General features: G+C 70.1%; 26 protein-coding genes and 1 pseudogene. 13 read left to right on the plus strand and 14 right to left on the minus strand.

Annotation, left to right across the window (positions count from 1 at the left end; translation table 11 throughout):
- Positions 1 to 3 precede the first annotated feature (3 nt).
- Positions 4 to 633 (minus strand): TetR/AcrR family transcriptional regulator, encoded by a 630-nt coding sequence (locus tag J2Z30_RS36365; RefSeq protein WP_044567410.1) that lies wholly within the window; start codon positions 631 to 633, stop codon positions 4 to 6.
- 191 nt (positions 634 to 824) lie between these two features.
- Between J2Z30_RS36365 and J2Z30_RS36370 the strand changes: the two genes are divergently transcribed.
- From J2Z30_RS36370 to J2Z30_RS36380, 3 genes are all read left to right on the plus strand, one after another.
- The gene (locus tag J2Z30_RS36370; RefSeq protein WP_044567408.1) at positions 825 to 1526 is read left to right on the plus strand and encodes an SDR family oxidoreductase; all 702 of its coding nucleotides are present in this window, start codon (positions 825 to 827) and stop codon (positions 1524 to 1526) included.
- 64 nt (positions 1527 to 1590) lie between these two features.
- Positions 1591 to 2013 (plus strand): tautomerase family protein, encoded by a 423-nt coding sequence (locus J2Z30_RS36375; protein WP_044567406.1) that lies wholly within the window; start codon positions 1591 to 1593, stop codon positions 2011 to 2013.
- 106 nt (positions 2014 to 2119) lie between these two features.
- Positions 2120 to 2722, plus strand: a complete 603-nt coding sequence (locus J2Z30_RS36380) for a DJ-1/PfpI family protein (RefSeq protein ID WP_044567404.1) — start codon at positions 2120 to 2122, stop codon at positions 2720 to 2722.
- A gap of 193 nt (positions 2723 to 2915) precedes the next feature.
- Here J2Z30_RS36380 and J2Z30_RS36385 read toward each other — a convergent pair whose 3' ends face one another.
- The 3 genes from J2Z30_RS36385 to J2Z30_RS36395 are packed head-to-tail and all read right to left on the minus strand — an operon-like array spanning position 2916 to position 5321.
- Positions 2916 to 3719, minus strand: coding sequence for a siderophore-interacting protein (locus tag J2Z30_RS36385; protein ID WP_044567402.1), 804 nt, complete (start codon positions 3717 to 3719; stop codon positions 2916 to 2918).
- A 40-nt stretch (positions 3720 to 3759) separates the two neighbouring features.
- Positions 3760 to 4668, minus strand: coding sequence for a PDR/VanB family oxidoreductase (locus J2Z30_RS36390; protein ID WP_044567400.1), 909 nt, complete (start codon positions 4666 to 4668; stop codon positions 3760 to 3762).
- A gap of 23 nt (positions 4669 to 4691) precedes the next feature.
- On the minus strand, positions 4692 to 5321 hold the full coding sequence (locus J2Z30_RS36395) for an MSMEG_1061 family FMN-dependent PPOX-type flavoprotein (protein ID WP_044567398.1): 630 nt from the start codon (positions 5319 to 5321) through the stop codon (positions 4692 to 4694).
- 173 nt (positions 5322 to 5494) lie between these two features.
- Between J2Z30_RS36395 and J2Z30_RS36400 the strand changes: the two genes are divergently transcribed.
- A complete protein-coding gene (locus J2Z30_RS36400; protein WP_078956454.1) occupies positions 5495 to 6190 on the plus strand; it encodes a TetR/AcrR family transcriptional regulator in 696 nt (231 codons plus the stop codon).
- A 56-nt stretch (positions 6191 to 6246) separates the two neighbouring features.
- On the opposite strand, the gene asnB is transcribed toward J2Z30_RS36400, so the two are convergent.
- Entirely contained in the window at positions 6247 to 8079 is a 1833-nt protein-coding gene (gene asnB / locus J2Z30_RS36405) for an asparagine synthase (glutamine-hydrolyzing) (RefSeq protein ID WP_044580824.1), read from the minus strand.
- A gap of 446 nt (positions 8080 to 8525) precedes the next feature.
- Between asnB and J2Z30_RS36410 the strand changes: the two genes are divergently transcribed.
- Positions 8526 to 9980: a glyceraldehyde-3-phosphate dehydrogenase gene (locus J2Z30_RS36410; RefSeq protein ID WP_044567396.1), complete on the plus strand. Its 1455-nt coding sequence runs from the start codon at positions 8526 to 8528 to the stop codon at positions 9978 to 9980.
- A gap of 51 nt (positions 9981 to 10031) precedes the next feature.
- On the opposite strand, the gene J2Z30_RS36415 is transcribed toward J2Z30_RS36410, so the two are convergent.
- Complete coding sequence (locus tag J2Z30_RS36415; protein WP_052701175.1) at positions 10032 to 10274, minus strand: hypothetical protein; 243 nt, start codon at positions 10272 to 10274, stop codon at positions 10032 to 10034.
- On the opposite strand from J2Z30_RS36415, the pseudogene J2Z30_RS36420 reads away from it, so the two are divergent.
- The 7 genes and pseudogenes from J2Z30_RS36420 to J2Z30_RS36450 all read left to right on the plus strand — a co-directional run.
- A pseudogene (locus J2Z30_RS36420) lies at positions 10266 to 10667 on the plus strand (ATP-binding cassette domain-containing protein); the annotation flags it as partial. The gene J2Z30_RS36415 and the pseudogene J2Z30_RS36420 sit on opposite strands and share 9 nt — an antisense overlap.
- A 48-nt stretch (positions 10668 to 10715) precedes the next feature.
- Complete coding sequence (locus J2Z30_RS36425; protein WP_044567394.1) at positions 10716 to 11333, plus strand: response regulator transcription factor; 618 nt, start codon at positions 10716 to 10718, stop codon at positions 11331 to 11333.
- Complete coding sequence (locus tag J2Z30_RS36430; RefSeq protein WP_044567393.1) at positions 11330 to 12766, plus strand: PAS domain-containing sensor histidine kinase; 1437 nt, start codon at positions 11330 to 11332, stop codon at positions 12764 to 12766. Before J2Z30_RS36425 ends, J2Z30_RS36430 begins: the two co-directional genes overlap by 4 nt.
- 131 nt (positions 12767 to 12897) lie before the next feature.
- A complete protein-coding gene (locus J2Z30_RS36435; protein WP_044567391.1) occupies positions 12898 to 14061 on the plus strand; it encodes an acyl-CoA dehydrogenase family protein in 1164 nt (387 codons plus the stop codon).
- Positions 14062 to 14135: 74 nt separating this feature from the next.
- Entirely contained in the window at positions 14136 to 14504 is a 369-nt protein-coding gene (locus J2Z30_RS36440; RefSeq protein ID WP_044567389.1) for a hypothetical protein, read from the plus strand.
- Complete coding sequence (locus J2Z30_RS36445; protein ID WP_044567388.1) at positions 14501 to 15253, plus strand: SDR family NAD(P)-dependent oxidoreductase; 753 nt, start codon at positions 14501 to 14503, stop codon at positions 15251 to 15253. The genes J2Z30_RS36440 and J2Z30_RS36445 overlap by 4 nt, the downstream gene beginning before the upstream one ends.
- A gap of 68 nt (positions 15254 to 15321) precedes the next feature.
- A complete protein-coding gene (locus tag J2Z30_RS36450) occupies positions 15322 to 15825 on the plus strand; it encodes a flavin reductase (RefSeq protein WP_308280214.1) in 504 nt (167 codons plus the stop codon).
- 5 nt (positions 15826 to 15830) lie between these two features.
- Here J2Z30_RS36450 and J2Z30_RS36455 read toward each other — a convergent pair whose 3' ends face one another.
- The 7 genes from J2Z30_RS36455 to J2Z30_RS36485 are packed head-to-tail and all read right to left on the minus strand — an operon-like array spanning position 15831 to position 23939.
- Entirely contained in the window at positions 15831 to 16766 is a 936-nt protein-coding gene (locus J2Z30_RS36455; RefSeq protein ID WP_044567385.1) for an NADP-dependent oxidoreductase, read from the minus strand.
- Positions 16767 to 16771: 5 nt separating this feature from the next.
- Entirely contained in the window at positions 16772 to 17617 is an 846-nt protein-coding gene (locus tag J2Z30_RS36460) for an ATP-binding cassette domain-containing protein (protein WP_044567384.1), read from the minus strand.
- Positions 17614 to 19413 (minus strand): dipeptide/oligopeptide/nickel ABC transporter permease/ATP-binding protein, encoded by a 1800-nt coding sequence (locus tag J2Z30_RS36465; protein WP_044567382.1) that lies wholly within the window; start codon positions 19411 to 19413, stop codon positions 17614 to 17616. The genes J2Z30_RS36460 and J2Z30_RS36465 overlap by 4 nt, the downstream gene beginning before the upstream one ends.
- Positions 19410 to 20351 (minus strand): ABC transporter permease, encoded by a 942-nt coding sequence (locus J2Z30_RS36470; protein WP_044567380.1) that lies wholly within the window; start codon positions 20349 to 20351, stop codon positions 19410 to 19412. The genes J2Z30_RS36465 and J2Z30_RS36470 overlap by 4 nt, the downstream gene beginning before the upstream one ends.
- 19 nt (positions 20352 to 20370) lie before the next feature.
- Positions 20371 to 21876: an ABC transporter substrate-binding protein gene (locus J2Z30_RS36475; protein WP_044567379.1), complete on the minus strand. Its 1506-nt coding sequence runs from the start codon at positions 21874 to 21876 to the stop codon at positions 20371 to 20373.
- Between the two features lie 28 nt (positions 21877 to 21904).
- Positions 21905 to 22792, minus strand: coding sequence for a sugar phosphate isomerase/epimerase family protein (locus J2Z30_RS36480; RefSeq protein ID WP_044567377.1), 888 nt, complete (start codon positions 22790 to 22792; stop codon positions 21905 to 21907).
- Between the two features lie 43 nt (positions 22793 to 22835).
- Positions 22836 to 23939, minus strand: coding sequence for a Gfo/Idh/MocA family protein (locus J2Z30_RS36485; RefSeq protein ID WP_044567375.1), 1104 nt, complete (start codon positions 23937 to 23939; stop codon positions 22836 to 22838).
- Positions 23940 to 24255: 316 nt separating this feature from the next.
- Between J2Z30_RS36485 and J2Z30_RS36490 the strand changes: the two genes are divergently transcribed.
- Complete coding sequence (locus J2Z30_RS36490; RefSeq protein ID WP_044567373.1) at positions 24256 to 25473, plus strand: ROK family transcriptional regulator; 1218 nt, start codon at positions 24256 to 24258, stop codon at positions 25471 to 25473.
- 3 nt (positions 25474 to 25476) lie between these two features.
- Here J2Z30_RS36490 and J2Z30_RS36495 read toward each other — a convergent pair whose 3' ends face one another.
- Positions 25477 to 26289: an IclR family transcriptional regulator gene (locus J2Z30_RS36495; protein WP_044567372.1), complete on the minus strand. Its 813-nt coding sequence runs from the start codon at positions 26287 to 26289 to the stop codon at positions 25477 to 25479.
- Positions 26290 to 26397: the final 108 nt, after the last annotated feature.

A 26397-nucleotide genomic window follows, 5' to 3' on the forward strand; every position in this document is an offset into this window, starting at 1 on the left:
GTTTCACTCGGCGGTGCCGGACGCGTCCTTCCCGTCGGGGGTGTGCTCATACGCGCCGAGGACGTGGTCGCGCACCGCGGTCAGGATGCGGTCCGACAGATCGTCGCCCGAGCAGGCCCGCGACAGCACCAACGCCCCGACCATGGTGGACAGTTCGACGAGAACGGAATCCTCGTCGGCCGCCGTGTCGCCGGACGTCCTCGCATTGCGCTCCATCCCGCCGATCAGGCTGCGCACCCCCTCGGTGTACGCCCCCTTGAGCGGGTCGCCGGGCTCCGCACGTGCGGCGTCCACCGCCAGCGCCGCCGCGGCGCATCCCAGGCCGGGGTTGTCGCGGTGGCGGGCGGACAGATAGGTGGCCAGGAACGCGGCGCGGGCGCCGCTCGTGTCCTCGCCCTCGGGGGGTTCCTCCATATCGGCGAGGCGTTCGGCGAACGCGGCCGAGCACGCCTGGGCGACCAGGTCGTCCTTCGAGGCGAAGTGGCGGTAGAAGCCGCCGTGGGTCAGACCTGCCGCCGCCATCGCCTGCGGCACGCTCACCTTGTCGGCGCCGTGGGTGCGCACCAGCTTCGCGGTGGCCGCGATCACCTGCTCGCGGTGGCGTTCGGCCTCGGCTCGGGATGCTCGGGGCATGGTCGGTACTTCCTTCTGCGCGTGGTGCCGGACTGGGGTACCGGATGCCGGTACCGCGTCGATGATATTTGCGGCCCATTTTAGATGATGCTAATAATCTATTCCAGCGCGCCGCCGGGCCGCGGCCACATGGGTCGCCGTCCCTGCCGGTTCGTGCGCGCGATTCGACACGTTCGACAGGGAGGTCCGACATGGTCGCGATCGATGGTTCCGTGGTGCTGGTGACCGGAGGCCAACGTGGCATCGGCAAGGCGTATGTGGAGGCACTGCTCCGGCGCGGAGCGGCGAAGGTCTACGCGACGGCGCGAAAGCCCGTCCCCAGCGAGGATCCGCGGGTCGAGGCCGTTTCCCTCGATGTCAACGACGCGGACGCGGTCGCCGCTCTCGCCGACCGGGCCACGGACGTGGACATCGTCATCAACAACGCGGGAGTGCTCCTGCCCTCGCCGCTGCTGACGGCGGACATGGCCGACGTGGTGGCCACGTTCGAAACGAATGTCTTCGGGCCCCTCCGGGTGGCCCGTGCGTTCGCCCCGGTCCTCGCCGCGCGCGGTGGCGGCGCGCTGGTCGACATGCACTCCGTGCTGTCCTGGGGCGCCGGCGCGGCCGCCTACGGCGCCTCGAAGGCCGCCCTGTGGTCGATCACGAACTCTCTCCGCATCGAGCTGGCGGAGCAGGGGACCCAGGTGGTCGGGGTGCACCTCGGACTCGCCGACACCGACATGGTCGCCGGGATACCGAGTCAGAAGATCTCCCCGGCCGAGGTCGTGGAGGCGGTCCTGGACGGTGTCGAGAGCGGCGGCAACGAGGTGCTCGTCGACGCCGTGACCCGGCAGATGAAGGCGGCGCTCGCCGGGCCGGTGGAGGGCCTCACCCTGCTCCTGGGACGCTGACCGCCCGCCGCGGACAGCCGCTCGTCAGCACCGTTCGACTTCACTCGTCCTGAAGGAGAGAGCAATGCCCCTGTGGCACGTCTATCATCCGGTCGACGCCTACTCCGCGGAGCAGAAGCGGCAATTCGCCGCGGACGTCACGGAGTACTACACCCGGGTCGGTCTGCCGAAGTTCTACGTCGTCACCCTTTTCCACGAGGTCCCCGAGTCCTCGTTCCTGGTCGGCGGGGAGCCGTCGGACAACACCGTCCGGGTCGTGGTCGAGCACCTCGCCCGCCACTTGACGGACCCCGAGGTGAGGAAGAAGGGCACCGAGGGGCTCAACCGTCTGCTGGCCCCTCACACCCGGGACCGCGGGCTGCACTGCGAGTTCCACGTCGACGAGACGCCCCGGGACCTCTGGATGATCGACGGGATGTGGCCCCCTCCCTCGCGCAGCGAAGCCGAACAGCTCTGGGTGCGGGAGAACCGCCCGGTGGCGTACTGACCGCGACCGCGTCGCGATGGCGCGAGGCCGCCGGCATCGACCGGCGGTCTCGCCCCTCCCCGCGAAATCCGTGGCCGAGCGGGGAGGGGTCTGATTGGATCGCGGTATGGCCCAGGAAGACACGCGGAAGATCGGGATCCTGCTGTTCCCGGACGTGGAGGAGCTCGACGCCATCGGTCCATGGGAGGTGCTGTCCTACTGGACGCGCAACTTCGCCGAGGACGGGTGGCGGGTGTTCTGCTTCTCCGCCGATGGAAACCCTGTGACCTGCGCGAAGGGGCTCACCGTAGCGGCCCATCACGCGATGGCCGACCTGCCCGCCCTGGATGTGCTGCTGCACCCCGGCGGCCAGGGGACCCGGCCCCAGCTCGGGGACGAGCGGCATCTGGAGTGGGTCCGGGCCCAGCGGCGATCCGTGCCCCTGATGACGAGCGTGTGCACGGGCTCGCTGGTCTACGCGGCGGCCGGACTGCTGGCCGGGCGGCCCGCGACCACGCATTGGGCGTCGCTGGACCGGCTCACCGAGCTCGACCCGACGATCGACGTACGCCCCGATGAGCGGTTCGTCGACGACGGTGACCTGATCACCTCCGCGGGGGTCTCGGCCGGTATCGACATGGCCCTTCACCTGGTGGCCAGGCTGGCCTCGCCGGAGCGCGCACGCCAGGTGCGGCGTGGCATCCAGTACGACCCGCGGCCACCGGTGTGAGCTCAGAGCCTGTGTCATATCCCCGGCCGGATCAGCGTGCGGCGTCAGGGGGCACCTCCCAGCGGTAGCTGGGGGAGCGTGCGATCGCAAGGCGCCGGAGCGCCCTCGTGGCGGAGCCACATGGGCGTTTCGGCAACGCCGCGAGCGTGCGTGCCAGGCGTCGCACGCCCGGCCGGGGATATGACACAGGCTCTCAGCCGGGGCTGGAGCGGCCGTGCCGCCAGTAGCCGAAGAACGCGATGTCCGGCTTCGGCACGCCGCGGTCGCGCACCAAGTGGCGGCGCAGCCCGGTGGCCAGTCCGGCTTCCCCGGCGACCCAGGTGTAGAACCGGCCCGGTCGCAGCGACGACGTCCTGACCGCCTCGAGGGCCAGTCCGCCGGGCAGGGTGTCCGCGCCGTCCCGGGCCAGCCACCGCACCCGTACACCCTCGGGAGCGGTGATGTCCTTACGGATGTCGGCGGTCCCGGGCACCTCCAGGAAGACCTCCGCCACCAGTGACGCCGGAGCGTCCTCGAGGATGGCGAGGATCGCCGGTACGGCGCTCTCGTCCCCGGCGAGCAGCTGCCATTCGGCATGGGCCGGTGGCAGATAGCTCATGCCCATGTCGAAGATGCCCGCCGGGTCTCCGGGCCGGGCGCGGCGGGCCCAGGCGGAGGCCGGGGTGTCGCCGTGCAGGGCGAACTCGATGTCCACCTCGCCGAGTTCGGGCCGGGCGCGCCGGATGGTGAAGTTGCGCACCCATGGTCGGCGTGACTTCGGCAGGAGGAGCAATTCCGCCATCCACGCCTCGCTGGACAGCTTCGGCATCCTCAGTCCGTCCTGCCCTTCGCGGGGGAAGAACAGCCGCACCATCTGGTCGAAGCCCATCGGCTTCAGATGTTCCAGTTCGGGTCCGCCGAGCGTGATGGTCGAGAAGGCGGGTGTCAGCGATGTGTTCCGGCGCACCTCCAGCGTGATCATTTGCCGTGATTCGGGCGTGCGCATCTTGGGCAACATGTCGTTCCTCACGTCGGGTTGGAGGCCGCTCGCCGCCTGGTCACAGGTCCACGACGAGCCGCGGGGACAGGGCGCGGGACACACAGGCGTACATCCGGCCCGCGGGGGCGCCGATGTCGTCCCGGTGCTCGGGTTCGCCGTCGAGCACGGCCACTTCGCAGGTGCCGCAGACGCCTTCACGGCATCCGGACGCCACGGGAAATCCGGCGTGGGTCAGGGCGTCCAGCAGCGATTCGTCGTCGGGCACCTGAACCGTCCGCCCCGACCGGGCACACACCGCCTCGAACGCCGTGTTGGGCGCGAACGTCCTGGGCGCCGGGCGGAACCGCTCCGCGTACAGCCGCCCCGAGGGGAACGCGTCCTCCGCCGCGGCGAGCATCGGTCCGGGGCCGCAGGCGTAGACCACGGCACCGGGGCTCAGCGCGGATGCCAGCGCCGCGAAGTCCGGCCTGCCCTGCTGTCGCGTGGCGACGATCCGCACCCGATCGCCGTAGGAGGAGCGCAGTTCGTCGACGAAGGGCATGGACGCCACCGACTGCCCCAGGTACACGAGCGACGCCGGGACGTCCGACGCGGCCGCCGCCCGCAGCATCGGCAGGATCGGGGTGATGCCGATCCCGCCGGCGAGGAAGAGGTACTCCGGCGCGGGGAGCAGCGGGAAGTGGTTCCGCGGCAGCGACACATCGAGGGTGCGGCCCCGGCGCAGGAACCGGTGGATGTACTCCGAACCACCGCGGCTGAGGCGGTCGTTGCGTACGGCGACGCGATAGGACTCCCGGTCCGCCGGGTCTCCGCACAGCGAGTACTGCCGGGTCAGCCAGTTCGGCAGCGCCAGGTCGATATGGGCGCCCGGCTCCCAGGGCGCCAGCGGGCCGGTGGCGCCCCGCAGGACGAGGGAGACGACGTCTTCGGCGACCTGCTCGATGTGGTCGACGACGGTCTGTTGCATCGTTGATTCACCTTGTGCCGTGGTCAGTAGAGTTTCCGGTAGCCCTCTTCGAGAGCGTGGGTGAGCGCCATCGGGTCGATGTCCATCCCGAATTGGGCGGTGGCGATCTCGCCGACCGACGGGATCTCGTCGGCGAGGGCCTGGCTCGCGGGATCCCACAGCCGGGAGCGGATGAGCGCGCGACCGCAGTGGAAGTACGCCTCCGCCACCTCGACGACGATCGCCAGCACCGGATCCTTGGCCTCGGTCTGCATCCGGGCGAGCACATCGGGGTCGTCGGTGGGGTAGGCGCGGCCGTTGATCCGCAAGGTCTCCCGCAGCCCGGGGATGAGGAAGAGCAGCCCGATCCCGTCGTTCTCGGCGAGGTTGCGGAAGGAGTCGGCGATCTTGTTGCCGGGGCGGTCGGGAATCGCGAGCGTGTGGTCGTCGAGGACCTTCACGAACCCCGGGTAGTCGCCGCGGGGGGAGCAGTCGGCGCGCCCCTCCGCGTCCGCCGTGGCCATGGACAGGAAGGGGGAGTGCGCGATGAAGAGGCGGAAGTACTCGTCGATATGGTCCTGGACCTTGGCCTTGACCATGGCTTCGGGCTCCCCGAGCAGGGCGTGGACCTCGGCCGGCGACAACCGCCGGGGGCGTTTGCTGGTCTGCGTCATGAGGACTCCTTCCGGGAGGGGGGGGAGCGGAGGGCGCGGGGTCCGTGCCGGTCGCCTCCCGCCTCCCTGCCGACGACGGTGGCTCACCGCTCCGCCGCAGTTCATGGCACTATTGTGAGCAATTACTCAGGTCTCGCGCCACTCGCTTTCACGGGCGCTGTGCAGGAGGTGTCATGACGACCGGCCGTCGCGGACTTCAGCCACGTAAGCAGCCACGCCAGGCGCGGGCCGAGCTCACCCGGCAGCGCATCCTCACCGCCGCTGCTCACATTTTCGCCGAGTACGGCTATGCCGCCGGGACCACCAATCGCATCGCCGAGCGCGCCCGGATCTCGATCGGTTCGCTGTATCAGTACTATCCGAACAAGGACGTGATCCTGGCCGAGTTGCTGATCCGTCACCTCGACACCGGGGGCGACGCCATCAGGCGCCGCCAGGACGAGGACGAACCGGAGTCCATGGAAGAGATCATCCGTGGTTTCGCGCGCCCCGTGATCGCCAACCATCTGGACGACCCGCAGCTGCTCCGCGTCATGATGGAACACGGGCCACGGTCACCCGAGTTGCTCGAGAAGGTCGCCCGGCATCAGCGGGAACGGGTCGCCTACACCCAGGAGTTGCTCGAGCGCCATCCCGAGGTCCGGGTCGAGGACACCTACGTCGCCGCCCGGCTCGTGGTGTCCGCGGTCGAGCTCCTCGTCCACCAGCTCATCGCGGCGCCCGACCCCATCGACACCAAGCGGCTGGAGAACGAACTGGTCGCGATGATCACCCGCTATCTCACGGCGGCGCCGGGTGGAACCGGCGGGGTCGGCCGGCCACGGGACGAGGGACGGGCACCCGGTGGCCCGGGTGCCCGTCCCTCGTGAGGTGTGATGGGTGAATTGCGCGATGTGTGATGTGTGCCGCGGTCGGCCCGCGGGCGTCAGTCGACCGCGATGATGGGCTTGCGCAGGTCGAACCATGCCGCCAGGTCGAGGGCGCGTTCGATGGTGGTGCGCTGCTGAGTGGTGATGACCTCCGCCGGTGCGTCGAGCGCATCCCTCAGCGTCTCGGTGCGGCACAGTTCGAGGGCCGGGTGTCCGGAGGTGATGAGGTCGCCCGCCTGCCGCCTGATGGCGGCGAGATAGGCGGGGTCGAAGCTGGCGGGGTAACCACTCTTCTTACGGTTGGCCACGGACTCGGGCAGCACATCGCGGGTGGCCTCGCGCAGGATGCTCTTCTCCCGCCCGTCGAATGTCTTCAGCGACCAGGGGGTGTTGAAGACATAGGAGACGAGGCGGTGGTCGCAGAACGGCACCCTGACCTCGAGGCCGACGGCCATGCTCATCCGGTCCTTGCGGTCGAGCAGGGTGTTGACCATGCGGGTGAGGTGCAGATAGCAGACCTGCCGCATGCGCTTCTCCAGACCGGTCTCTCCGTCCTTGAGCGGGACTTCGTCCAGGGCGCTGAGGTAGTGGTCGCGCAGGTAGGTGTCCAGGTCGAGCTTCTCGGTGAGGTCCTGGGACAGCAGATCCTTGGTCTCGCCGAGCGTCAGTCCTCCGGCGAGCCAGGGAAAGGTGTCGGCCTCGCGCCGCTCGTCGTGGAACCACGGGTAGCCGCCGAAGACCTCATCGGCCGACTCGCCCGACAGGGCCACGGTCGACTGTTCGCGAACGGCCTTGAACAGCAGATAGAGGGAGTTGTCCCGGTCGCCGAGCCCGATGGGCAGATCCCTCGCCGCGATGGCCGCCCGCCTGACGGCCGGGTCGGACAGGGCGGAGCCGTCGAGCACGATGTCCCGGTGGTCGCATTTCACATGCTCGGCCACGGCGTGCACATACGGCGTGTCGATGCTGGGCGCCACGTCGATCGCGCGGAAGTTCTCCGCCTGCCCGGGGAAGTCCACGGCGAAGCTGCGGACGGTTTCGCCGTGTTCACCGAGCTTGCGGGCGGCCAGCGAGGTCATCGCCGAGGAGTCGAGCCCCCCGGAGAGCAGGGTGCAGCGGGGCACGTCGGAGACGAGCTGACGGGCGATGATGTCCTCCAGGAGCTCCCGCACATGGGCGACGGTCGCCTCCTGACCATCGGTGTGCTCGGAGACCTCCAGCCGCCAGTACGCCTGCTCGCGGAGTCCATTGCGGTCGACGACGGCGATGTGGCCGGGGCGCAGCTCCTTCATGCCCTTCCAGATCGCATGGCCCGGGGTCTTGGCGAAGGAGAAGATCTCCCGCAGCCCGTCCAGACCGACCTCGGGGGCGGCGAGCGGATTGGCGAGGATGGCCTTGGGCTCGGATCCGAAGAGGACGCCGTCGTCGGTCTCGTAGTAGTAGAACGGCTTTATGCCCATCCGGTCCCGGATCATCACCAGTTTCTCGGTGCGGGAGTCCCAGATGGCGAAGGCATACATGCCGTTCAACTTCTCGGTGAGGGATTCGCCCCATTCGACATAGCCGCGCAGGACGACCTCGGTGTCGGAGTCGGTGGTGAAGCCGTGGCCCCTGCGGCGCAGTTCGTCGCGCAGCTCGGTGAAGTTGTACGCCTCACCGGAGTAGACCATGCTCACGGGGCCGTCGGCCGTGTCGACCACCATGGGCTGCGCCCCGCCGGGCAGGTCGATGACGGCCAGCCTCCGGTGCCCGAGCGCCGCCCTGCCGGTCACCCACGCTCCGGCCGCGTCCGGGCCCCGGCAGGCCATCGTCTCCGTCATGGTGTCGAGGACGTGGCGGTGGGAGGTCAGATCGCGACGGTAGGAGACCCAGCCGGTGATGCCGCACACAGTGATCATCCCTTTCACTCAGCGGGAGATGGTTGCCTGTGAAAACCATCTACCTCTCCGGAGGGGGATCGCTACCGGGAGCTGATCTCCGGGGGAGTGGTATTTCTCACTGGTAAATTCCTGTTAATGGTAAGTTTCGTCATGCGTGCTGTCCGAAAAACGACGCCCACTAAGTCACTATTTTACGGCTGATATCCGCGTCGTAATTCATCGAGGAATGACCGGCGGTATACGAAGGAGGAGGAACGGCTCCGTGCCGGCCCCGGCCCTCCGTGATGGGTCGCGGCACATGGGTGGTGGCCGGGGTTAAAGAGCTCGCGTGTCGTTCGGCAAGCATGTGGGAGCCGCGCCGAGAGCCCGCGTGGTGCGGATGGTTGGGGGCGCCGACGACCCCCATGACCTGGGGAGCTAGCATATGAGCGCCACCTAGCTCGAAAGATAAACTTGTGACTCTCAACGAGGACTCGTTCACCAACTGGAAGCACCGCGAGGAGATCGCGGAGTCGATGATCCCCCTCATCGGGAAGCTGCATCGGGAGCGGGACGTCACGGTCCTGCTGCACAGCCGCTCCTTGGTGAACAAGTCGGTCGTCAGCATCCTGAAGACCCACCGATTCGCCCGTCAGATCGCCGGTGCGGAGCTCTCGGTCACCGACACTCTGCCGTTCCTGCGGGCGCTCACCGCGCTGGATCTCGGCCCCTCCCAGATCGACATCGGCATGCTCGCCGAGACGCACCGGGCCGATGACCGCGGTCTCTCCGTGGAGGAGTTCACCGCCGGGGCCGTCGCCGGGGCCACCGGCGCCAACAAGATCGAGTGCCGTGAGGGGCGCGATGTCGTCCTCTACGGGTTCGGGCGGATCGGGCGGCTGGTCGCCCGGCTGCTCATCGAGAAGGCCGGGTCCGGCAACGGGCTGCGGCTGCGGGCCATCGTCGTCCGCGGGAGCGGCGGGCGGGCCGGTGAGGATCTCGTCAAGCGGGCCTCGCTGCTGCGCCGCGACTCCATCCACGGCCAGTTCCAGGGCACGATCACCGTGGACGAGACGAACGGCAAGATCATCGCCAATGGCAACGAGATCAAGGTGATCTACGCCGACGACCCGACGTCGGTGGACTACACGGCGTACGGCATCAAGGACGCCATCCTCATCGACAACACCGGCAAGTGGCGCGACCGCGAAGGGCTGTCCAGGCATCTGCGCCCCGGTATCGACAAGGTGGTGCTGACCGCGCCGGGCAAGGGCGATGTCCCCAACGTCGTCCATGGCGTCAACCACGACACGATCAAGCCGGACGAGCAGATCCTGTCCTGCGCCTCGTGCACCACCAACGCGATCGTCCCGCCGCTGAAGGCGATGGCGGACGAGTACGGCGTGCTGCGCGGCCATGTGGAGACCGTCCACTCGTTCACCAACGACCAGAACCTGCTGGACAACTACCACAAGTCCGACCGCCGTGGCCGCTCCGCGCCGCTCAACATGGTCATCACCGAGACCGGTGCCGCCTCCGCCGTGGCGAAGGCCCTGCCCGACCTCAAGGCGAAGATCACCGGCAGCTCGATCCGCGTTCCGGTGCCGGACGTCTCGATCGCGATCCTCAATCTGCAGCTCGAGCGCGAGACCACCCGCGAGGAAGTCCTGGATTATCTCCGCGATGTGTCCCTGACCTCGCCGCTCAAGCGCCAGATCGACTTCATCAGCGCCCCCGACGCGGTCTCCAACGACTTCATCGGCTCGCGCCACGCCTCGATCGTCGACGCGGGCGCCACCAAGGTCGAGGGCGACAACGCGATCCTCTACCTCTGGTACGACAACGAGTTCGGCTACTCCTGCCAGGTCATCCGCGTCGTCCAGTACGTCTCCGGGGTGGAGTACCCGACCTACCCCGCCCCGGTGGTCTGACACCCGCCACCACAACGGTCCCGCTTCCGGACCCGTCCGGAAGCGGTCCGCCTACTCGCCCGTTCCGGACATGTCGGCCAGCAGCCGTACGATGCCCGCCGGCCCGAAGACATCCTGGGTGGCGAGGGCGATGCCGCCGTGGAGCCCGGAACCGCCCTTGAGCTGTGTCGCGGTGATGGTCAGTTTGCGGGTGGCCAGGGGGAGGGCGCGCTGGTACACGACGGCTCGTACGGCGGAGACCAGGTCGTCGCGGAGTTCGCTCAACGGACCGGCCAGGATGATGCTGCGGTGCACCGGCTGCCCCGGGAGTTCTCCGGCGGCCGGCGCCAGCGGATCGCCATCGCGCGCGCCCTGTGCCGGGACCCCAGGCTGATCGTCTGCGATGAACCGGTCAGCGCCCTCGACCTGACGACGCAGGCCCGGGTGCTCGACCTGTTCACCGAGATCCAGGAGGCCACGGGCGTGGCGTATCTGTTCGTCACCCATGACCTGTCCGTGGTCCGGCACATCAGCCACCGGGTGGCCGTGCTGTACCGTGGCGACATCGTGGAGACGGGAGCCGCCGCCCAGGTCACCGAGGCACCGGAACACGCCTATACGCGGCGGCTGTTGCTCGCGGCGCCGGTGCCGGACCCCGACCGCCAGGCGCGGCGCCGGGCCGAACGGCTGAAGGAGGCCGCCTCATGACCTTCCGCACCCGGGGACTCGACCGGGTCCACCGGCGGGCCGACTGAGATGTCCCTCGTCTACATCCTGGACGACGACGAGGAGCTGAGCGAATCGCTCGCCTGGCTCCTCGAGTCGGTCGGCATCCGCTCCGAGCGCTTCCACGACGCCCGGACCTTCCTGCGCTCCTACGACCGTGACCGTCCCGCCTGCCTGGTCCTCGACGTCCGCATGCCCGAGCTGAGCGGGTTCGACGTACAGCAGCTGCTGAACGAGACGGGCACGCCGATGCCCGTCGTCTTCGTCTCCGCGCACGGCGACATCCGGATGTCCGTACGCGCCCTGCAGAACGGCGCGGTCGACTTCCTCGAGAAGCCCTACGAGCCCCAGCACATGCTGGACGTCGTGCAGGCCGCGCGGCGCACCGCGCGGGAACGCTTCGAGCGGGTCGCCGTCCAGCGGGAACTGCGGGCCGGCCTGGACCGGCTGACCGCCCGTGAACGGGAGGTGCTCGCACTGTCCGTCGACGGCGTGCCCAACAAGCGCATCGCCACCCGGCTCGGCATCAGCGCCAAGACCGTCGATGTGCACCGCGCCCGGATCCGGGAGAAGACCGGCGCCGAGACCATCGCGACCCTCGTGCACGACATCCTCCGGCTGGGGCTGCGGCCCCCGGCGGAGCGATGAGGGACACCGCCACGGGCCGTCTTCCCGCCGCGGGCTTCCGGACGTTGATGGAGGCCCTGAAGTACTGCGTCCTGCTGCACGACGCCCGGACGTACGAGATCCTCTGGGCCAACCGGGCGGCCTGCGAACTGCTCGGCTGGACCGTCGATGAGCTGAAGCCCCTCAAGGCACCGGACATGAGCAAGAACGCCCGGCAGTACAGCCGTGAACTCGGGCACCGCTGGCTCGGGCACGCGGCGCGGCACGGCATCAGCGCCACCGAGTGGTGCTATCGCTCCCGGAGCGGCGAGGAGATCCTCACCGAGGCGATCGCCATCCGTGTCGCCCTGCCGGCACGGACCGTGGTGATGGTCCAGTTCCGGGACATCGCCGAGGAGAAGGCGGTCCGGCGCGATCTGTCCCGCACCGAGAGCAGGCTGCGGGCCTTTCTGAGCGGCCTGGCCGAGGGGATCGTCGTCCTCGACGACGCCGACCGGGTGGTCTTCGCCAGCGAATCCGCGGCCAGGCTGCTCGGCGGCGATCTCCACGGGGCGGACTTCGCCGGCTACTGCCACGACGGACCCGTACCCGACCGCGAGGGCCGCTACCGGTTCGCCGCACCCGGCGACGAGCCCCGCTGGTACGCGGCCACCTGCCAGTACATCGAGATCGAGAGCGATCTGCACGGCCGGATGCTGCTCTTCTACGACATCACCGACCGGGTCCGCGCCGAGGAGGAGCACCGCCGTGACACCCAGCGCCTGAACCACCTGGCCCGCAACAACGCCATGGGCGACATGGCGATGGCGATCGCGCACGAGGTGAGCCAGCCGCTCGCGGCCGCCTACAACTTCGTGGAGGGGGCCCGCGGCCGGCTCGGAGACGGCGACGAGGCCGTGGCCTGGGGACTGGACAACGCCGTCCGGCAGATCGAGCGGGCCCGGCGGATCCTCGGCAGCCTGCGCGGTTATGTCGGCCGCCTGGAGCAGTCCGAGCAACGGACCGACCTCAACGCGATCGTGCGCGACTGCGCGTACTTCATCGAGCTCAGGGCCCGGGAGCACGCGGTGGCCGTCGAGTACGACCTCACCGGCGAGCCGCTGCCGGTGCTGTGCGAGAACGTACTCATCGGGCAGGTCGTGATGAACCTCGCCTTCAACGCGGTGGACGAGATGGCCGACTGGCCGGAGGCGGAACGAGAGGTGCGGGTCACCACCCGGCGGGGCGGGGACGGATCCGCCGTGCTGGAGGTCCGGGACCGGGGGAACGGACCGCCGCCCGGGGACCGGCTCTTCGACGGTGTCTTCACCTCGAAGGAGAACGGCAGCGGCATCGGCCTCGCCCTCAGCCACCGCATCATCACCCGTCACGGCGGCCGGATGGAGGCCGGAGCGAACCAGCCGCGCGGCGCGGCCTTCCGTTTCACGCTGCCCATGGCCGTTCCCGGCCGGTAGTTGGTACTCCTGCATAGGGGAAATCCCCTACGCGATGAATCCAACGCCCAATTGAGGCCCATGAGCGGCCACGCCTAGCGTGATGACAAGGCGGGCGGGACAAGCGCCCGGCAATGCGAGGGGATTCGCTCATGACGCAGACGCTGGATGCCGCCAAGGCGGCGGCCGCAGGGCGGTCGGCCTCCGGAGCGGCCTTCGACCGGGTGCTGGACGTGGTCGAACGGCGGCGTGCCGAATTCGATGAGAAGAGGCATGTTCCGCGGGATGTGATCGAGGAATTCAAGAACGCGGGAATCTACCGGGCGAGCACACCGAAGAAATTCGGCGGAGACGCCCTGCCGCCCGCCGAATTCCTCCGGCTCATCGAACGGATCGCGGTCGTCGACGGCTCGGCAGGCTGGGTCGCCAGCTTCGGCTCGTCCCTGATCTACCTGGCCGCGCTTCCGCTTCAGACCCAGGCCGGGCTGTACGCCGACGGGCCCGATCTGGTCTTCGCCGGCGGACTGTTCCCGGTGCGGCCCGCCGAGCGGGTTCCGGGTGGCCACCGGGTCTCCGGCCGCTGGAGGTTCGCCAGCGGCTGCCTGGGCGCGGACGTGCTCGGCGTGGGCATCAAGGGCGGGGAGGACGGGGGCGGCTGTCCGCTCACCGCCGTGCTGCGGCCCGAGCAGGTGGAGATCGTCGAGAACTGGAACGTCATCGGGATGCGCGGCACCGGAAGCCACGATCTGGTGGTGGACGGGGCCGTCGTCCCCGACGAGTGGACGTTCGTCCGCGGCGGCGAGCCCACCGTGGACGAACCGCTCTACCGCTACCCGTCCGTCCCCTACGCCGCCCAGGTGCTGGCCGTCGTCGGCCTCGGGGTGGCGCGGGCCGCGCTCGACCACGTCATCGCCCAGGGCGGACGCGCGAGCTACACGGGCGCCCCGGTCCCCGCCGAGCGTGCCACCTATCGCATCGCGGTCGGCCAGGCCGAGGCCCAACTCCGTTCCGCGCGGGCCTACTTCTACGAAACCACCGAGGAGGTATGGGCCACCGTGACGGCGGGGGACCCGGCGAGCGCCCGACAGGCCAGCTCGCTGCGGCTCGCCTCCGCCCACCTCGCGAAGACCTCCTTCGAGGTCGTCCGAGCCGCCTACCAGCTCGGTGGCATCGCCGCCATCGCGGACGGCAATCCCATGGAGCGCTGTCTGCGCGATGCCTCGGTCGTCCCGCAGCACGCCTTCCTGCAGGAGGGCATGTACGACGGCGCGGGCGCGGTCCTCATGGGCGTTCAGCCCTTCCCCGGCTACCTCTGACCCGGTCACCTTCGCCCCGGCACCTGTGGCCCGGCACCTGTGGCCCGGCCACTTCCGAAAGGCAGGAATCCATCATGTCCGCTTCTCCCGAGGCGCCCCTGCGCGTGCTGTTCTGCATCGGCGTCAACCAGAACTTCTTCGACCTGCCCACGGGCCGGAGCAAGATCGTCTGGGATGGCTTCACATCCATGCTGAGGCAGCTGTACGAACTGCCCGGAGTGACCGTCCTGGGCACCATCGACGACGACCAGCACATGGTCGGCCCCTCCGACTCCTGGCCCTGGACCTGCTACGTCCTCGCCGACGTCGCCGACCAGCCGACGGTCGCCGCCGCCTGCGACCTCTTCCGCACCGTCCAGGTCGGCGAGCACGGCCTGTGGCGCTATATGAAGATCGAGGCGCGCGCCGGCCGTCCGCTGCCCGAGCCGGAGGCCACCCGATGACCGAGGAGACCCGCCGCGTCGCCCTCGTCACCGGGGCCGCCCGTGGCCTGGGCGAGTGCATCGCCCGGCGGCTGCACGGCCAGGGCTACCGCGTCGCCCTCACCGACCTGGACGAGGAGGGCGCGGTGCAGGCCGCGGCGGACCTCGACCCGGAGGGCCGCGCCACCGTGGGGCTGGCCCTGGACGTGCGCGAGAAGAGCGCCTTCGGGGCCGTCCGCGAACAGCTCGTCGACCGCTGGGGCGCCGTCCATGTGCTGGTCAACAACGCCGCACTGACCAAGGCCGAATCGGTGATGGACATCAGCCCCGAGAGCTTCGACCGGGTCGTGTCCACCAACCTCAACGGCGCCTTCTTCGGCTGTCAGGTCTTCGGCGGCTACTTCGCCGAACGGGGCTATGGGCGCATCGTCAACATCGCGTCCGTCGCCGGCCAGAACGGCGGTACGGGGACCGGCGCGCACTACGCGGCGGCGAAGGGCGGAGTGGCCACTCTGACCAAGGTCTTCGCCCGCGAACTCGCGCCGCACGGGGTGACGGTGAACGCCATCTCCCCGGGCCCCCTGGACCTGCCGGTGGTCCGCGACATCATCTCGCCGGACAAGATCGACGCCTTCGAACGCGCCATCCCCGTAGGGCGGTTGGGACGTCCGGAGTTCATCGCCGACATGGCCGTGCTGCTCGCTGCCGACCATGCGGACGCGGTCACCGGCGCGTGCTGGGACGCCAACGGCGGTCTGTACATGCGCTGACGTTCCCCCGGAGCACCGCGCCCACTTGACTGAATCCGAAAACGAGGCAGCAGAGGAGGGGCCCCGCCGTGACCCCCGACCCGTCCCAGTTCCGGGAGGCGATGGCGCATCTCCCGGCAGCCGTCAACATCCTGACCACCAACGGCCCGAACGGCCGCTGTGGCATCACCGTCAGCGCGGTCTGCTCCGTGACCGACGATCCGCCGACCGTTCTGGTCTGCGTCAACCGCGGCAGCGCCATGCACGATGTGTTCCGGGCCAACGGAAGGGTCTGCGTCAATGTGCTCGGCGGCGCCCAGCAGGAACTGGCCCTGCACTTCGCCGGGGCCACGAAGGTGCCGATGGCCGAGCGCTTCACCTGGGACGTCTGGGACCGGACCCACGATGTGCCGGTGCTCGAGGACGCCCTGGTGAGCGTCATCGGCACGATCACGCACGCCGTCCCCATGGGCTCCCACAGCGTGCTGTTCGTCGACATCGAGCAGATCCGCACCCGCTCGGGCGGGCAGAGCCTCGTCTACTTCAACCGGGCGTTCCACCGCCTGGACGCCACACCGCTGGTACCTGGGTGAGAAGGTCATCGAGTCCTGGTCCGCATCTCCAGCACCACCTTTCCCCACGGGTGGCCGGACTCGATCGCGCGGAGGGCGGCCGGGGCCTCGGCAAAGGGGAAGACCTGCCGGACGTGGGGGTCGAGCCGGCCGTCCCGGACCCGGCGGGCGAGTTCGCCCAGGGTCTCCGCCCGGTTGCCACGGGACAGCTGCCGGGCACCGAAGCGGGCCGCGGTCTCCGGGTCGGCGACCGTGAGGACCCGGCAGCCCGTGGACATCAGCCCGGAGACCGTGTCCAGGGCGTCGCCGCCCACCAGGTCCAGTACGGCGTCCGCACCGTTCGGGAGCGCGGCGGCCAGCCGGTCCGCGGTGTCGTCACCGTCGTACGGAACGGCGGTGGCGCCCAGGGACGACACGAACTCCCGCTTCGCACCGGACGCGGTGCCGACCACCGACACCCCCTCCGACGCGGCGAGTTGGACTGCCGCCACCCCGACCCCGCCTCCGGCGCCCAGGATCAGCAGGGTCTCCCCGGCGGTCACCTCGAGTCCGCGCACGGAGTCGTACGCGGTCCCCGCCGCCACGGGGAGCGCCGCCGCGTCGGTGTACGACAGCCCCTCCGGCTTGACGATCGTGAAGTCGGCGGTCAGGACGGCGTGGTGGGCATAGCCGCCGCAGCCACGCGCACTGCTGCCGAACACCGCGTCGCCCACGGCGAACCCCTCGACCCCGGGGCCGAGGGCCACCACCACCCCGGCCGCCTCGCGCCCGAACACCGCCGGGAGGCCGAGCGGCAGGAACGACCGGTGCATCCCCTCGCGCACCTTCCAGTCGACCGGATTGACACCTGCCGCATACACCTCGACCAGCAGTTCCCCCGGCCCGGGGGAGGGGAGCGGAAGGTCCAGGAAGCGCTCCACGCCGGGGCCGCCGTACGCCGTGAATCCGTATGCGTTGTCCATGCTCCTCATTCCGCCGCCGCGGCCTTGAGGCTCCGACGCCGCTCACGGCGTTCCCGCTGGCGCTCGGGGTCCGGTACGGGGGCGGCGAGCATGAGCCGTCGCGTATAGGGGTCCCGCGGGTCGCCGGTCACGGCCGTCGCCTCGCCCGACTCCACGATCCGGCCACGGTGCATCACGGCCACGCGATGACTGACACACCGCACCACCGACAGATCGTGGGTGATGAACAAATAGGCGACACCCGTGCGCTCCTGGATCTCCACGAACAGCTCCAGCACCCGCGCCTGGGTGGACAGGTCCAGCGCGCTGACCGGTTCGTCGCACACGATCAGCCGTGGCTCGCGGCACAGGGCCCGCGCGATCGCCACGCGCTGGCGCTGACCGCCGGAGAACTCCCGGGGCAGCCGGTGTGCGGCGTCGGCCGGCAGCCGCACCTGGTCGAGCAGTCCGCGGACCCGCTCCTCGGCGGAGGCGCGGGCGGTGCCCGAGACCAGCAGGGGCTCAGTGAGGATGTCGCCCACCGTCATCGCCGGGTTCAGCGAGGTGTAGGGGTCCTGGAAGACGACCTGGATCTCGGCGCTGAGCGCGCGCCGCTCCCGCGCGCTCAGCCGTGAGATCACCCGGCCCGCATAGCGGATCTCGCCCTCGGCCACCGGGGCGAGTCCGAGCACCGCGCGCCCGAGCGTGGTTTTGCCCGAGCCCGATTCGCCGACCAGCCCCACCGTCTCACCGGGCCGGATGTCCAGGGAGACACCGTGCAGGGCCCGGAACGGCTGGGCGCGCCGCCCCTTGACGGCGTACGCCACGACCAGCCCGTCGACTTCCAGCACATTGGCCGGGGTGGTGTTCATACCTTCTCCTGGAGGGACGTGCCGGTCGCCGGGGCCTGCCGGAGTGGGGCGCGGGGCGGGGCGTCCTCCAGCGTCGAGTCCAGCAGCATGCGGGTGTACTCGTGGCGCGGTTCGGCGAACAGCCGCCCGGCCGGGGCGGTTTCGACGACCTGGCCGGTCCGCATGACGACCACCCGGTCGCAGATGTCCGCGACCACGCCGAAGTTGTGTGTCACCAGGATGAGACCCATCCGCCGCTCCTGCTGGAACTCCCGCAGCAGATCGAGGACGTCCGCCTGGACGGTGACGTCCAGCGCCGTGGTGGGCTCGTCCGCGATCAGCAGATCGGGGTCGCAGGACACGGCGCCCGCGATGAGGACCCGCTGGGCCATGCCGCCGGAGATCTGGTGCGGATAGGCGTGGTAGACGCGCTCCGGCTCGGCGATGCCGACCCGCTCCAGCAGGCCCAGGGCCTTCTCCCGCGCCTCCCGGGCCGTCACCTTCAGATGCCGCCGCATCGGGTCGATGAGCTGGGTGCCGATGCGGAAGGCCGGGTCGAGGTTGGACATCGGCTCCTGGGGGACGTAGGCGACGCGGCAGCCGCGCAGCGCGTTCCGCTCCTTGCGCCCGAGCCCCCGCAGATCGCGGCCGTCGAAGCTCAGCCGGTCGGCCTCGCTCCGGCCTTCCGGGGGCAGCAGTCCGAGGATCGCGAACGCCGTCTGGCCCTTGCCCGAGCCCGACTCGCCGACCAGACCGACCACTTCACCACGGCGTACGGTGAGCGACACCCCGTCCACCACGGTGCGCTCGCCGTCCCGGGCGGGGTAGGTCACCCGCAGGTTCTCGACCGCGAGGAGGCTGTCGTCACCGCCCGCCGGGAGAGCGCTGGGCCGTGCCGCCCCGGGGCGTCCGGGCCGCCGCGCCGCCGGGGCGCCCGTCTCCAGGAGCGCGTCCCGCAGGGCGTTGGCCAGCAGACCGAGTGCCGCCACGGTGATCACGATCGCCAGACCCGGGGCCACCAGCAGGGAGGGCTTGGTGTACAGGTTGGCGAACGCGTCGTTGAGCATCGCGCCCCAGCTGGCCTGCCCGGCCGAGCCGAGGCCGAGGAACTCGATGCCCGCCTGGATGACCACGGCCACGCCGAACATCTGCGCCGACTGGACGATGGTGGGTGCCTGCACCACCGGCAGGATGTGCCGGCGCACGATACGGGTGTCGCCGAGTCCGGAGACCCGGGCGGCGTCGACGTACAGTTCCTCGCGCACCGAGGTGACCGAGGCCCGTACGAGGCGGAAGACCCCGGGAGCGAGGATGATGCCGAGCACCGCCATCGTCGCGTTGGTGTCGGGGCCGATCGCGGCGATGGAGACCAGCAGCACCATGATGGCGGGCGCGGCCATGACGAGGCTCGCCAGCCAGCTGATGACGGCGTCGGACCGGCCCCGGTAGTAGCCGGCGAGCAACCCGGTCGGCACACCGATCAGCAGGGCGACCGCGACGGCGATGAACCCGCCGAGCAGGCTGACCCGTCCGCCGTACAGCAGCCGCGCGAGCACGTCCCGTCCGACGCTGTCGGCGCCGAGCGGGTGGCCGCCACCGGGCGGGGCGAAGGCGTCGGCCAGGGTGGCGCGGGTGGGGCCGGCCGAGGTGAGCAGGGGCGCGCAGACACTGGCCGCCACGATGAGGGCCAGCAGGACCAGGCACACCACCGCCATCGGATGGCGGAGCAGACGGCCCAGCGGATGGCCGCGTCTGCGGGTGGTGCCCGGCGCGGAATCGGGTGTGCCGGGGGTATCGCGGGTCGCGGAATGCGTCATCGGACACGCACCTTCGGGTTGAGCCAGCCGTAGGCGAGGTCCACCAGCAGATTGACCGCCACGACGATGAGGACGAGGTAGACCACGACGCCCATGACCAGGGGCGTGTCGCCATTGACGGTCGCTGTCACCGCGGCGGAGCCCACTCCGGGGAGTCCGAAGACCTTCTCGATGACGACGGCGCCGCCGACCAGGGAGATGAACTGGAGGGAGAGCACGGTCAGCGCCGGGGGTGCCGCGTTGCGCAGCACATGCCGGAAGAGCACCCTCCGCTCGCTCAGCCCCCGGCTGCGCAGCGTGCGCACGAAGTCCTGGCGCAGTACGTCGATGACCGACCCGCGCACCTGCTGGGCGGTGGCGGCGATGGCGCCGATGGCGAGCGAGACGGCGGGGAGGGTGATGGACCGGAGCCAGCCGGAGGGGGAGGAGGCGAGCGGCACATATCCGGTGGCGGGGAGCCAGCCCAGCTGGACGGCGAAGGTGGCGGAGAGCATCAGCGCCATCAGGAAGCTGGGTACCGCGTACCCGACGATGGCGGTCGCCTGGACCACCCGGTCGACCCATCCGCGTCGTACGGCGGCGGCCACACCGAGCACCGCACTGAGGACGGTGGCCAGCAGCAGTCCGCTGACCACGATGGACAGGGACACCGGTGCCTTGAGCACCAGGCTTTCGGAGACGGAGTCACCGCCGAACCAGGAGGTCCCGAAGTCGCCCCGGACCGCGTGGGCCAGCCACTGTCCGTACTGGCTGATCCATGGCCGGTCCAGGCCCAACTCATGTCTCTTGGCGGTGATTTGCTCCGGCGTCGCCATCGTGCCGGCGATGTTGCGCGCGGCGTCGGTCCCGGTGAGGCTCATCATCGCGAACGCCGTCGTCGCGAGTACATAGAGGAGCACCAGACCGGCCGCGACGCGGCGCACGAGAAAGGTCAGCATCGCGTTCTTTCCTTCCGCGTCAGCCGGCGGGGGCCATGTCGTAGATCGGTACCGCGGAGACGAAGGCCCGGGGCGTCACCTCGATCTTCTTGGAGTTGCCCTGGACGGCGTCCAGCACATCCCAGGGCGCGTTGAAGGCGTTGTCCTGAAGGTAGGAGTTGATCTCGCGGAACGCCGCGGTCTGCGCCGCGCCCCGGGCCCTCTGCGCCTTGTCGATCATGCGGTTGAGCCTCGGGTCGAAGTCCTTGGCGGGATTCCAGGCGGCGCCCTTGGCCAGCTCGGACTGGATGAAGTCCCAGGGCTGGCCGGACTGGAGCTTGAACCATGACATCGGGTACTCGCCGGACTGGAGGGCCGTGAACAGCCGGGTGAACGGGATCTTGTCCACCTTGACCTTGATGCCGATGTCCTCCAGGGCCTGGACCATGACGACCTGCTGGCCCGGCGCGACGGAGGAGACGTCGGGCATGGTGACGGTGAAGCCGTGTGGATAACCCGCCTCGGCGAGCAGCTTCCTGGCCTTGGCCGGGTCGTAGGCGTAGTCGCTCTCGAGGGACTTCTCGTACCAGGTGCTGCCCGCGGTCGCCATTTGCGAGGTGGCCGTGGCGTAGCCGAGGTTGAGCTTCTCGACGATGGTCTTCCGGTCGAAGGCGTGGTTCAGGGCCTGGCGCACCTTCACCTTGCCCAGGGCGGGCACGATCCTGCCGGTGCGGTCCCAGATGTAGAGGCCTTCGACGCTGTCGGCGTGCGCCCGCACCTCGAGGCCGCGGCCCTTGGCGTACTGGGCGGTCTGCGGGGTGATACGGGCCCAGTCGACCTGCCCGCTGAGCAGGGCGTTCAGCCGAGCGGTGGGATCGCTGATGTTCTTGATGACGATCTTGTCGAAGGGGTATGCCTTCGGGTTCCAGTAGTCCGGGTTGCGGGTGAAGGCGTAGGTGCTGCCGTTGGTCGTGGCGGCCTTGTCCAGGACGTAGGGGCCCGAGCCGACCGGACCGCCCTTCGCCGTCAGGTCCCTGGGACTGGCGATCATGCCCGAGGGGTCGCCGAGGTTCACCACGAGCTGGGGGTCGGGTGCCGACAGGTGGATGGCCACGGTCCGGGGGTTCACGACCTCGACCGAGTCGATGGCGCGCAGTTTGCCGGCCGCCTCGTTGGTGCCTTCCCTGGTGTGGAGCAGGCTCTTCCGTACGGCGGTCGCGTCGAGCGCGGTGCCGTCGGTGAACCTCACGTCCTTTCTGAGCCTCATGGTCAGCGCGGTGCGGTCGCGGTCATAGGACCAGGAGGTGGCCAGGTTCGGGTGGGGACGGGCCTTGGGGTCCAGCCGGACCAGGGAGTCGAAGACGGGCTCGTAGTACTGGATGTTGTCGCCCAGGGCGGCGGAGGCCAGGTCCCAGCCGGTGTGGGCGTTGCCGATGGACAGCGTCAGCGTGTCGTCTCCGGTGGCGGACGCCGTGGCGCCGGAGCGGCCGCACGCCGACGCGGCCACGAGGGTGAGGGCCACCCCTGCCATGACCATTCTTCGCATGTCGTCCTTCTGCTCTCGGATGCCGTGCTCAGCGCTGCCGCCGGGCCCACTCGCCGCAGAGCCGGACGCTTTCCTCGGGGGTGGCCTGGGCGCCGCGGTCGACCTCGATCACCAGCCAGCCGTCGAAGGTCTCGGGCAGGGCGGCGAGGGTGGCGGGGATGTCGACCGAGGCGTGGCCGGGCTCGGCCCACAGACCGGCCAGCACGGTCTTCTGGTACGTCCACCCCTCGGCGCGGCCCCGCTCGGCGACCTCGGCGTGGAAGTCCTTGACGTGGAGGGCGGCGACCCGGTCGGCGTAGTCGCGGATGAGGCCGATGACATCGGCGCCGGTCCAGCCGAGGTGGCCGATGTCCGGGCCGAAGGAGAGGACGTCCGAGGGCACGCCGTCGAGGATGAAGCGGGTCTCCTCCTCGGTCTCCGCCCAGGTGCCGATGTGGGGGTGGAACGCGGCGGCGACACCGTTCGCCCTGGTGGTCTCGCCCATGCGGGCGAACACCTCGCGCACCCGCTCCAGCCGTTCGGGAGTCGCCTCCGCGCCCACGGCCGGGCGGTGCACACGGGGGGCCTGCTTGTTCATGCCGGTGGCCACGAAGACCGTGGGCAGGCCCAGTTCGGCCATCTGGGTGCTGATGCGGTCGGTCTTGTCGAGCAGTTCGCGCAGGCTGCTCTCGTCCTCCGGGAGGGGGCCCGAGACATAGCCCGGGGCGGGCGCCAGACCGTGCTCGTCCAGCAGCCGGCCGTATTCGGCGGCCGTCATCCCGGCGGGCACGTCCGCGTGTACGGCGGCGATGCCGGCCTCGTGGATGACCTTGAGGCGCTCGGGCAGGGGCGGCGCCAGAGCGGGGTCGATCCAGCCGTCGTCGGTGGCGATCCACTGGAGGGGGTTGATCGCGATCCTGTCGTGGCGAATGGTCATGGGGGTCCTTTCCCTGAGGGCGGGGCGGTGGGACGGGCGGGTGTCAGACGGTGAAAAGGGGCTGGGGGCGCTCGCAGGAACTGTTCAATGTCACGGACCGGCCCTGCTGGGCGGAGCCCTCCAACGCGCGGAGCGCTTCGAGCACATGGAAGGCGAAGGCGGTGTTGGCGCGGTGCGGGCCGCCCTCGACGGCGTTCGCGAGGTCGCGGACCCCGAGCCCGCGGCGGGCCTGCTCGCGGGTGCCGACGGCGCCGAAGAGCTCCAGGGCCGGTTCCAGGACCGTCCAGTCGCCGTCTCCGTGCCGCCGGAGCCGCACATCGCCGTCGAAGTGGTTCGGGTTGGCCAGCGAGAGGGTGCCCTCGCTGCCGTAGATCTCCAGGTACGGCAGGTCGCTGTCCCAGACGTCGAAACTCATCTGGGTGGTGGCGATGACACCGGAGGCGAAGGTGAGCACCGCACCGGTGTGGGTGGGGATGGTGACCTCGACGGTGTCCACGGTCCGTTCGGGCGCGGTGACGGTGCGCTCGGGCACGCCTATGCGGGCGGCCGCCGAGACGGTGGAGACGGGACCGAGGCAGTTGACGAGGACGGCCAGGTAGTACGGACCCATGTCCATCACCGGGCCGCCTCCCGGCTGGAACAGGAAAGCCGGGTTCGGGTGCCAGGTCTCGGCCTTGCTGTGCCCGATGAAGGCGGAGGCGCCGATGGGCGTTCCGATCCGGCCCGAGTCGATCGCCTTGCGTGCCGTCTGGGCGGCGCTGCCGAGGAAGGTGTCCGGTGCCGATCCGAGGACACGCCCGGTGCGGGCGGCCGCCGCGAGGACCGCCTCGCCGTCCGTGACCGTGGTGGCCAGCGGCTTCTCGACGTAGACGTGTTTGCCCGCTTCCAGGGCCGTGATGATCGTACGGGCGTGGTGTACCGGCGGAGTCAGGTTGACCACGATGTCCACCGAGTCGTCGGCGTACAGCTCGCGGTCGTCACCCCAGACCGGGATGGAATGCTCGGCGGCCGCCCGCTTCGCCCGTGCCACATCGATATCGGCCACCCGCACGATCTCCAGCTCCGGGTAGCGGGCGAGACCGGTGACATACCGGCCGAAGATGTTGCCGCTGCCCAGGATGCCGATGCGATGGGTCTGTTTGGCCATGGCCGTGGGTTCCTCTCCCAGGAGTGGTGCGGGGGATGGTCGGGTTTGCCGGTGATCCGCGAACGTGTGCGGTGTGGTGGTGCCTTGCCGGGCCCCGCGGTGTCGCGTCGAGCGGTCCACCGCCCTTGCCTTCGGCAACGGGGGCGCCAGCGGACCGCCCGCTTCCAGCCGTTGAGTAAGGCGTGTTCGCGTCGCCTAACACCTTCGTTTAGTTCGGTTACCCCGAACAAGGGGCCGTTGTTAATTTTTCTTGCAAACTAATAACGTCTTAAAGGAGGGCTGTTCCGGGGTGATCCACGACAGCTAGGTTGGGGAAATGCGTGAAGGTGACGGTTATTCCGCCGATCAGACGCTGCTGCCCGCGGTTCCCGCCGGACTGCGCAGGGTGCTGGACCTCGTGTTGGCCGGTGAGGCGACCAACCGGGCCGAGATCGCGCGGCGCAGTGGTCTGGCCCGCTCCACCGTCGGCCAGCAGGTGGACCAACTCCTCGGCCGAGACATCCTGGAGGAGCTGGAGTCCGGCGAATCGGTGCGCGGGCGGCCGCCGCGGCTGCTGACCCTCAGCCCGCACGCGGGGACCATCGCCGTCGCCGACGTGGACACCCTGGACACCAGGATCGCGATCGCCGACCTCGGCGGACGTCTCATCGCCCAGGACACGGTGACCGTGCGCATCGACACGGGGCCGGAATCGGTTCTGGAGGTGGTGTGCGATCGGCTGCACGCCCTCTTGGAACGGTCGGGGCGCGATCCGGACCGGGTGCGTCAGGTGGTGATGGGGCTGCCGGCTCCCGTGGACCGGGACCGCGGTTGCCCGCTCAGGCCCAACGGCATGCCGGGCTGGGACGGCTACCCGGTCGCCGAACGGCTGCGCGCACGGTTCCGGGCCCCCGCCCAGGTGGACAATGACGCCAACCTCATGGCCCTCGGCGAGGCCGTTCAGGCCAGGACCGAAACCCCGGTGCTCTGCCTCAAGATCGGCAATGGGATCGGAGCGGGGCTCATCACCGCGGAGGGCCGGATCTACCGCGGCGCGGACGGCGCGGCCGGCGATGTCGGCCACATCCGGTCCCTCGGCGGCGGCACCGCCCTGTGCACCTGCGGCAACGTCGGCTGTGTGCGCGCCATCGCCTCTCACCGCGCCGTCCTGCGGACCCTGGACATCCCCGAGTCCACCGAGGAGGACCCGCTGCACGGGGTTCACGAGCTCGCGGAGCGCGTCGCGAACAACGACCCGCCCGCCGTCCGGGCCCTGCGGCAGGCGGCCACCGAGATCGGCGAACTCGCCGCCATGCTCGTCTACATGTACAACCCCCGCACCCTGATCCTCGGCGGCCCGCTCAGCGATCTGCGCGACGACCTGCTCTCCGGGGTGCGCGCCGTGGTGTACCAGCGCGCCCTGCCGCTGGCCACCCGGAATCTGACCATCACCACGACACGGCTCGGCGCCGCCTCGGCCGTGCACGGGGCGGTGGCCCTCGCCACCGGGGACGTCTTCAGCGAACGCGGGATAGCCCGGCTGCTCGTCGACTGAGGTCTACGGCTCGGTGCGGTACGCCTCGATGACCGCGAGACGGGTGGTGACGGCCTCCGAGGCGTTCCGCAGCGCCGCCAGCGTACGGGGGGCGTTGTGGCGTGCCGTGGCGGCGACGACCGACAGCGCGCCCAGATAGGCGCCGTCCCGTGGCCCGCGCACGGGCACGGCCACGGCGGAATAGCCGAGCCGGTGCTCCTCGGAGTCGGTGGCGTAGTCCTGTTCCTTGATACGGGCGAGTTCGCCCGGGAGCCGGTCGGCGGTGAGGGTGCGGGCGGTCATCCGGCGCATATGGGGGGTCAGCCGCGCCAGCGGGTACTGGTCGGGCAGCAGGGCCAGGGTGAGTTTTCCCGGGGCCGTGCTGTGCAGCTGGAGCAGCCGTCCGCCGATCGAGGCACCCGCCCGGTTGCGGTGGCGGCCGGCGTTGTCGATGCACAGCAGGTCGGTGCCGTTCGGCACGGACAGGCTCACGGGGCTGTCGAGGGCCTGCGCGAGGTTCTCCATCACCGGCCGTGCGGCGTGGCGCAGGGTGCGCTGCCGGGGCGCGCGCAGGCCGATCGCGTACAGCAGCAGGCCGAGCCGGTAGTGGGAGCCGTCCCGCTCCAGCAGCTCGCTGGAGACGAGATCCTGGCACAGCCGGTGCACCGTGGCCTTGGCGACCCCGGTGCGCGCCGTCAGCTCCGTGAGGCTGAGGGAGAGGTCGCCGTCGCCGAAGGCCGAAAGGATCAGCCCGACCTTGCCGAGGACGGACTTGGGGGACCGCCCGTCCGGCTCGGCTTCCTCGCCGTTGCCACGAGGTACCGCCGCAGTCGTCACGACATGCCCTCCTCGCCTGCCGGGGTGCCTCGATCAAGGCCGCCATGTGTGCTGAGGATGGCCAATATAGATATCTTTTTGCCTGGTAGGAATGGTGGGAGGGGTCGG

Source organism: Streptomyces iranensis (genome assembly GCF_017874715.1).
In the GTDB taxonomy this organism is placed as follows: Bacteria; Actinomycetota; Actinomycetes; order Streptomycetales; family Streptomycetaceae; genus Streptomyces; species Streptomyces iranensis.

Excerpts from the sequence above, each read along its gene's own strand:
- J2Z30_RS36490 (WP_044567373.1), top strand. The coding sequence starts at position 24,256 with ATGCGTGAAGGTGACGGTTATTCCGCCGATCAGACGCTGCTGCCCGCG.
- J2Z30_RS36455 (WP_044567385.1), bottom strand. The coding sequence starts at position 16,766 with ATGGACAACGCATACGGATTCACGGCGTACGGCGGCCCCGGCGTGGAG.
- J2Z30_RS36395 (WP_044567398.1), bottom strand. The coding sequence starts at position 5,321 with ATGACGCAGACCAGCAAACGCCCCCGGCGGTTGTCGCCGGCCGAGGTC.
- J2Z30_RS36430 (WP_044567393.1), top strand. The coding sequence starts at position 11,330 with ATGAGGGACACCGCCACGGGCCGTCTTCCCGCCGCGGGCTTCCGGACG.
- J2Z30_RS36370 (WP_044567408.1), top strand. The coding sequence starts at position 825 with ATGGTCGCGATCGATGGTTCCGTGGTGCTGGTGACCGGAGGCCAACGT.
- J2Z30_RS36480 (WP_044567377.1), bottom strand. The coding sequence starts at position 22,792 with ATGACCATTCGCCACGACAGGATCGCGATCAACCCCCTCCAGTGGATC.
- J2Z30_RS36485 (WP_044567375.1), bottom strand. The coding sequence starts at position 23,939 with ATGGCCAAACAGACCCATCGCATCGGCATCCTGGGCAGCGGCAACATC.
- J2Z30_RS36465 (WP_044567382.1), bottom strand. The coding sequence starts at position 19,413 with ATGACGCATTCCGCGACCCGCGATACCCCCGGCACACCCGATTCCGCG.
- J2Z30_RS36425 (WP_044567394.1), top strand. The coding sequence starts at position 10,716 with ATGTCCCTCGTCTACATCCTGGACGACGACGAGGAGCTGAGCGAATCG.
- J2Z30_RS36375 (WP_044567406.1), top strand. The coding sequence starts at position 1,591 with ATGCCCCTGTGGCACGTCTATCATCCGGTCGACGCCTACTCCGCGGAG.
- J2Z30_RS36475 (WP_044567379.1), bottom strand. The coding sequence starts at position 21,876 with ATGCGAAGAATGGTCATGGCAGGGGTGGCCCTCACCCTCGTGGCCGCG.
- J2Z30_RS36460 (WP_044567384.1), bottom strand. The coding sequence starts at position 17,617 with ATGAACACCACCCCGGCCAATGTGCTGGAAGTCGACGGGCTGGTCGTG.
- J2Z30_RS36440 (WP_044567389.1), top strand. The coding sequence starts at position 14,136 with ATGTCCGCTTCTCCCGAGGCGCCCCTGCGCGTGCTGTTCTGCATCGGC.
- J2Z30_RS36380 (WP_044567404.1), top strand. The coding sequence starts at position 2,120 with ATGGCCCAGGAAGACACGCGGAAGATCGGGATCCTGCTGTTCCCGGAC.
- J2Z30_RS36435 (WP_044567391.1), top strand. The coding sequence starts at position 12,898 with ATGACGCAGACGCTGGATGCCGCCAAGGCGGCGGCCGCAGGGCGGTCG.
- J2Z30_RS36470 (WP_044567380.1), bottom strand. The coding sequence starts at position 20,351 with ATGCTGACCTTTCTCGTGCGCCGCGTCGCGGCCGGTCTGGTGCTCCTC.
- J2Z30_RS36445 (WP_044567388.1), top strand. The coding sequence starts at position 14,501 with ATGACCGAGGAGACCCGCCGCGTCGCCCTCGTCACCGGGGCCGCCCGT.
- J2Z30_RS36400 (WP_078956454.1), top strand. The coding sequence starts at position 5,495 with ATGACGACCGGCCGTCGCGGACTTCAGCCACGTAAGCAGCCACGCCAG.
- J2Z30_RS36385 (WP_044567402.1), bottom strand. The coding sequence starts at position 3,719 with ATGTTGCCCAAGATGCGCACGCCCGAATCACGGCAAATGATCACGCTG.
- J2Z30_RS36365 (WP_044567410.1), bottom strand. The coding sequence starts at position 633 with ATGCCCCGAGCATCCCGAGCCGAGGCCGAACGCCACCGCGAGCAGGTG.
- J2Z30_RS36390 (WP_044567400.1), bottom strand. The coding sequence starts at position 4,668 with ATGCAACAGACCGTCGTCGACCACATCGAGCAGGTCGCCGAAGACGTC.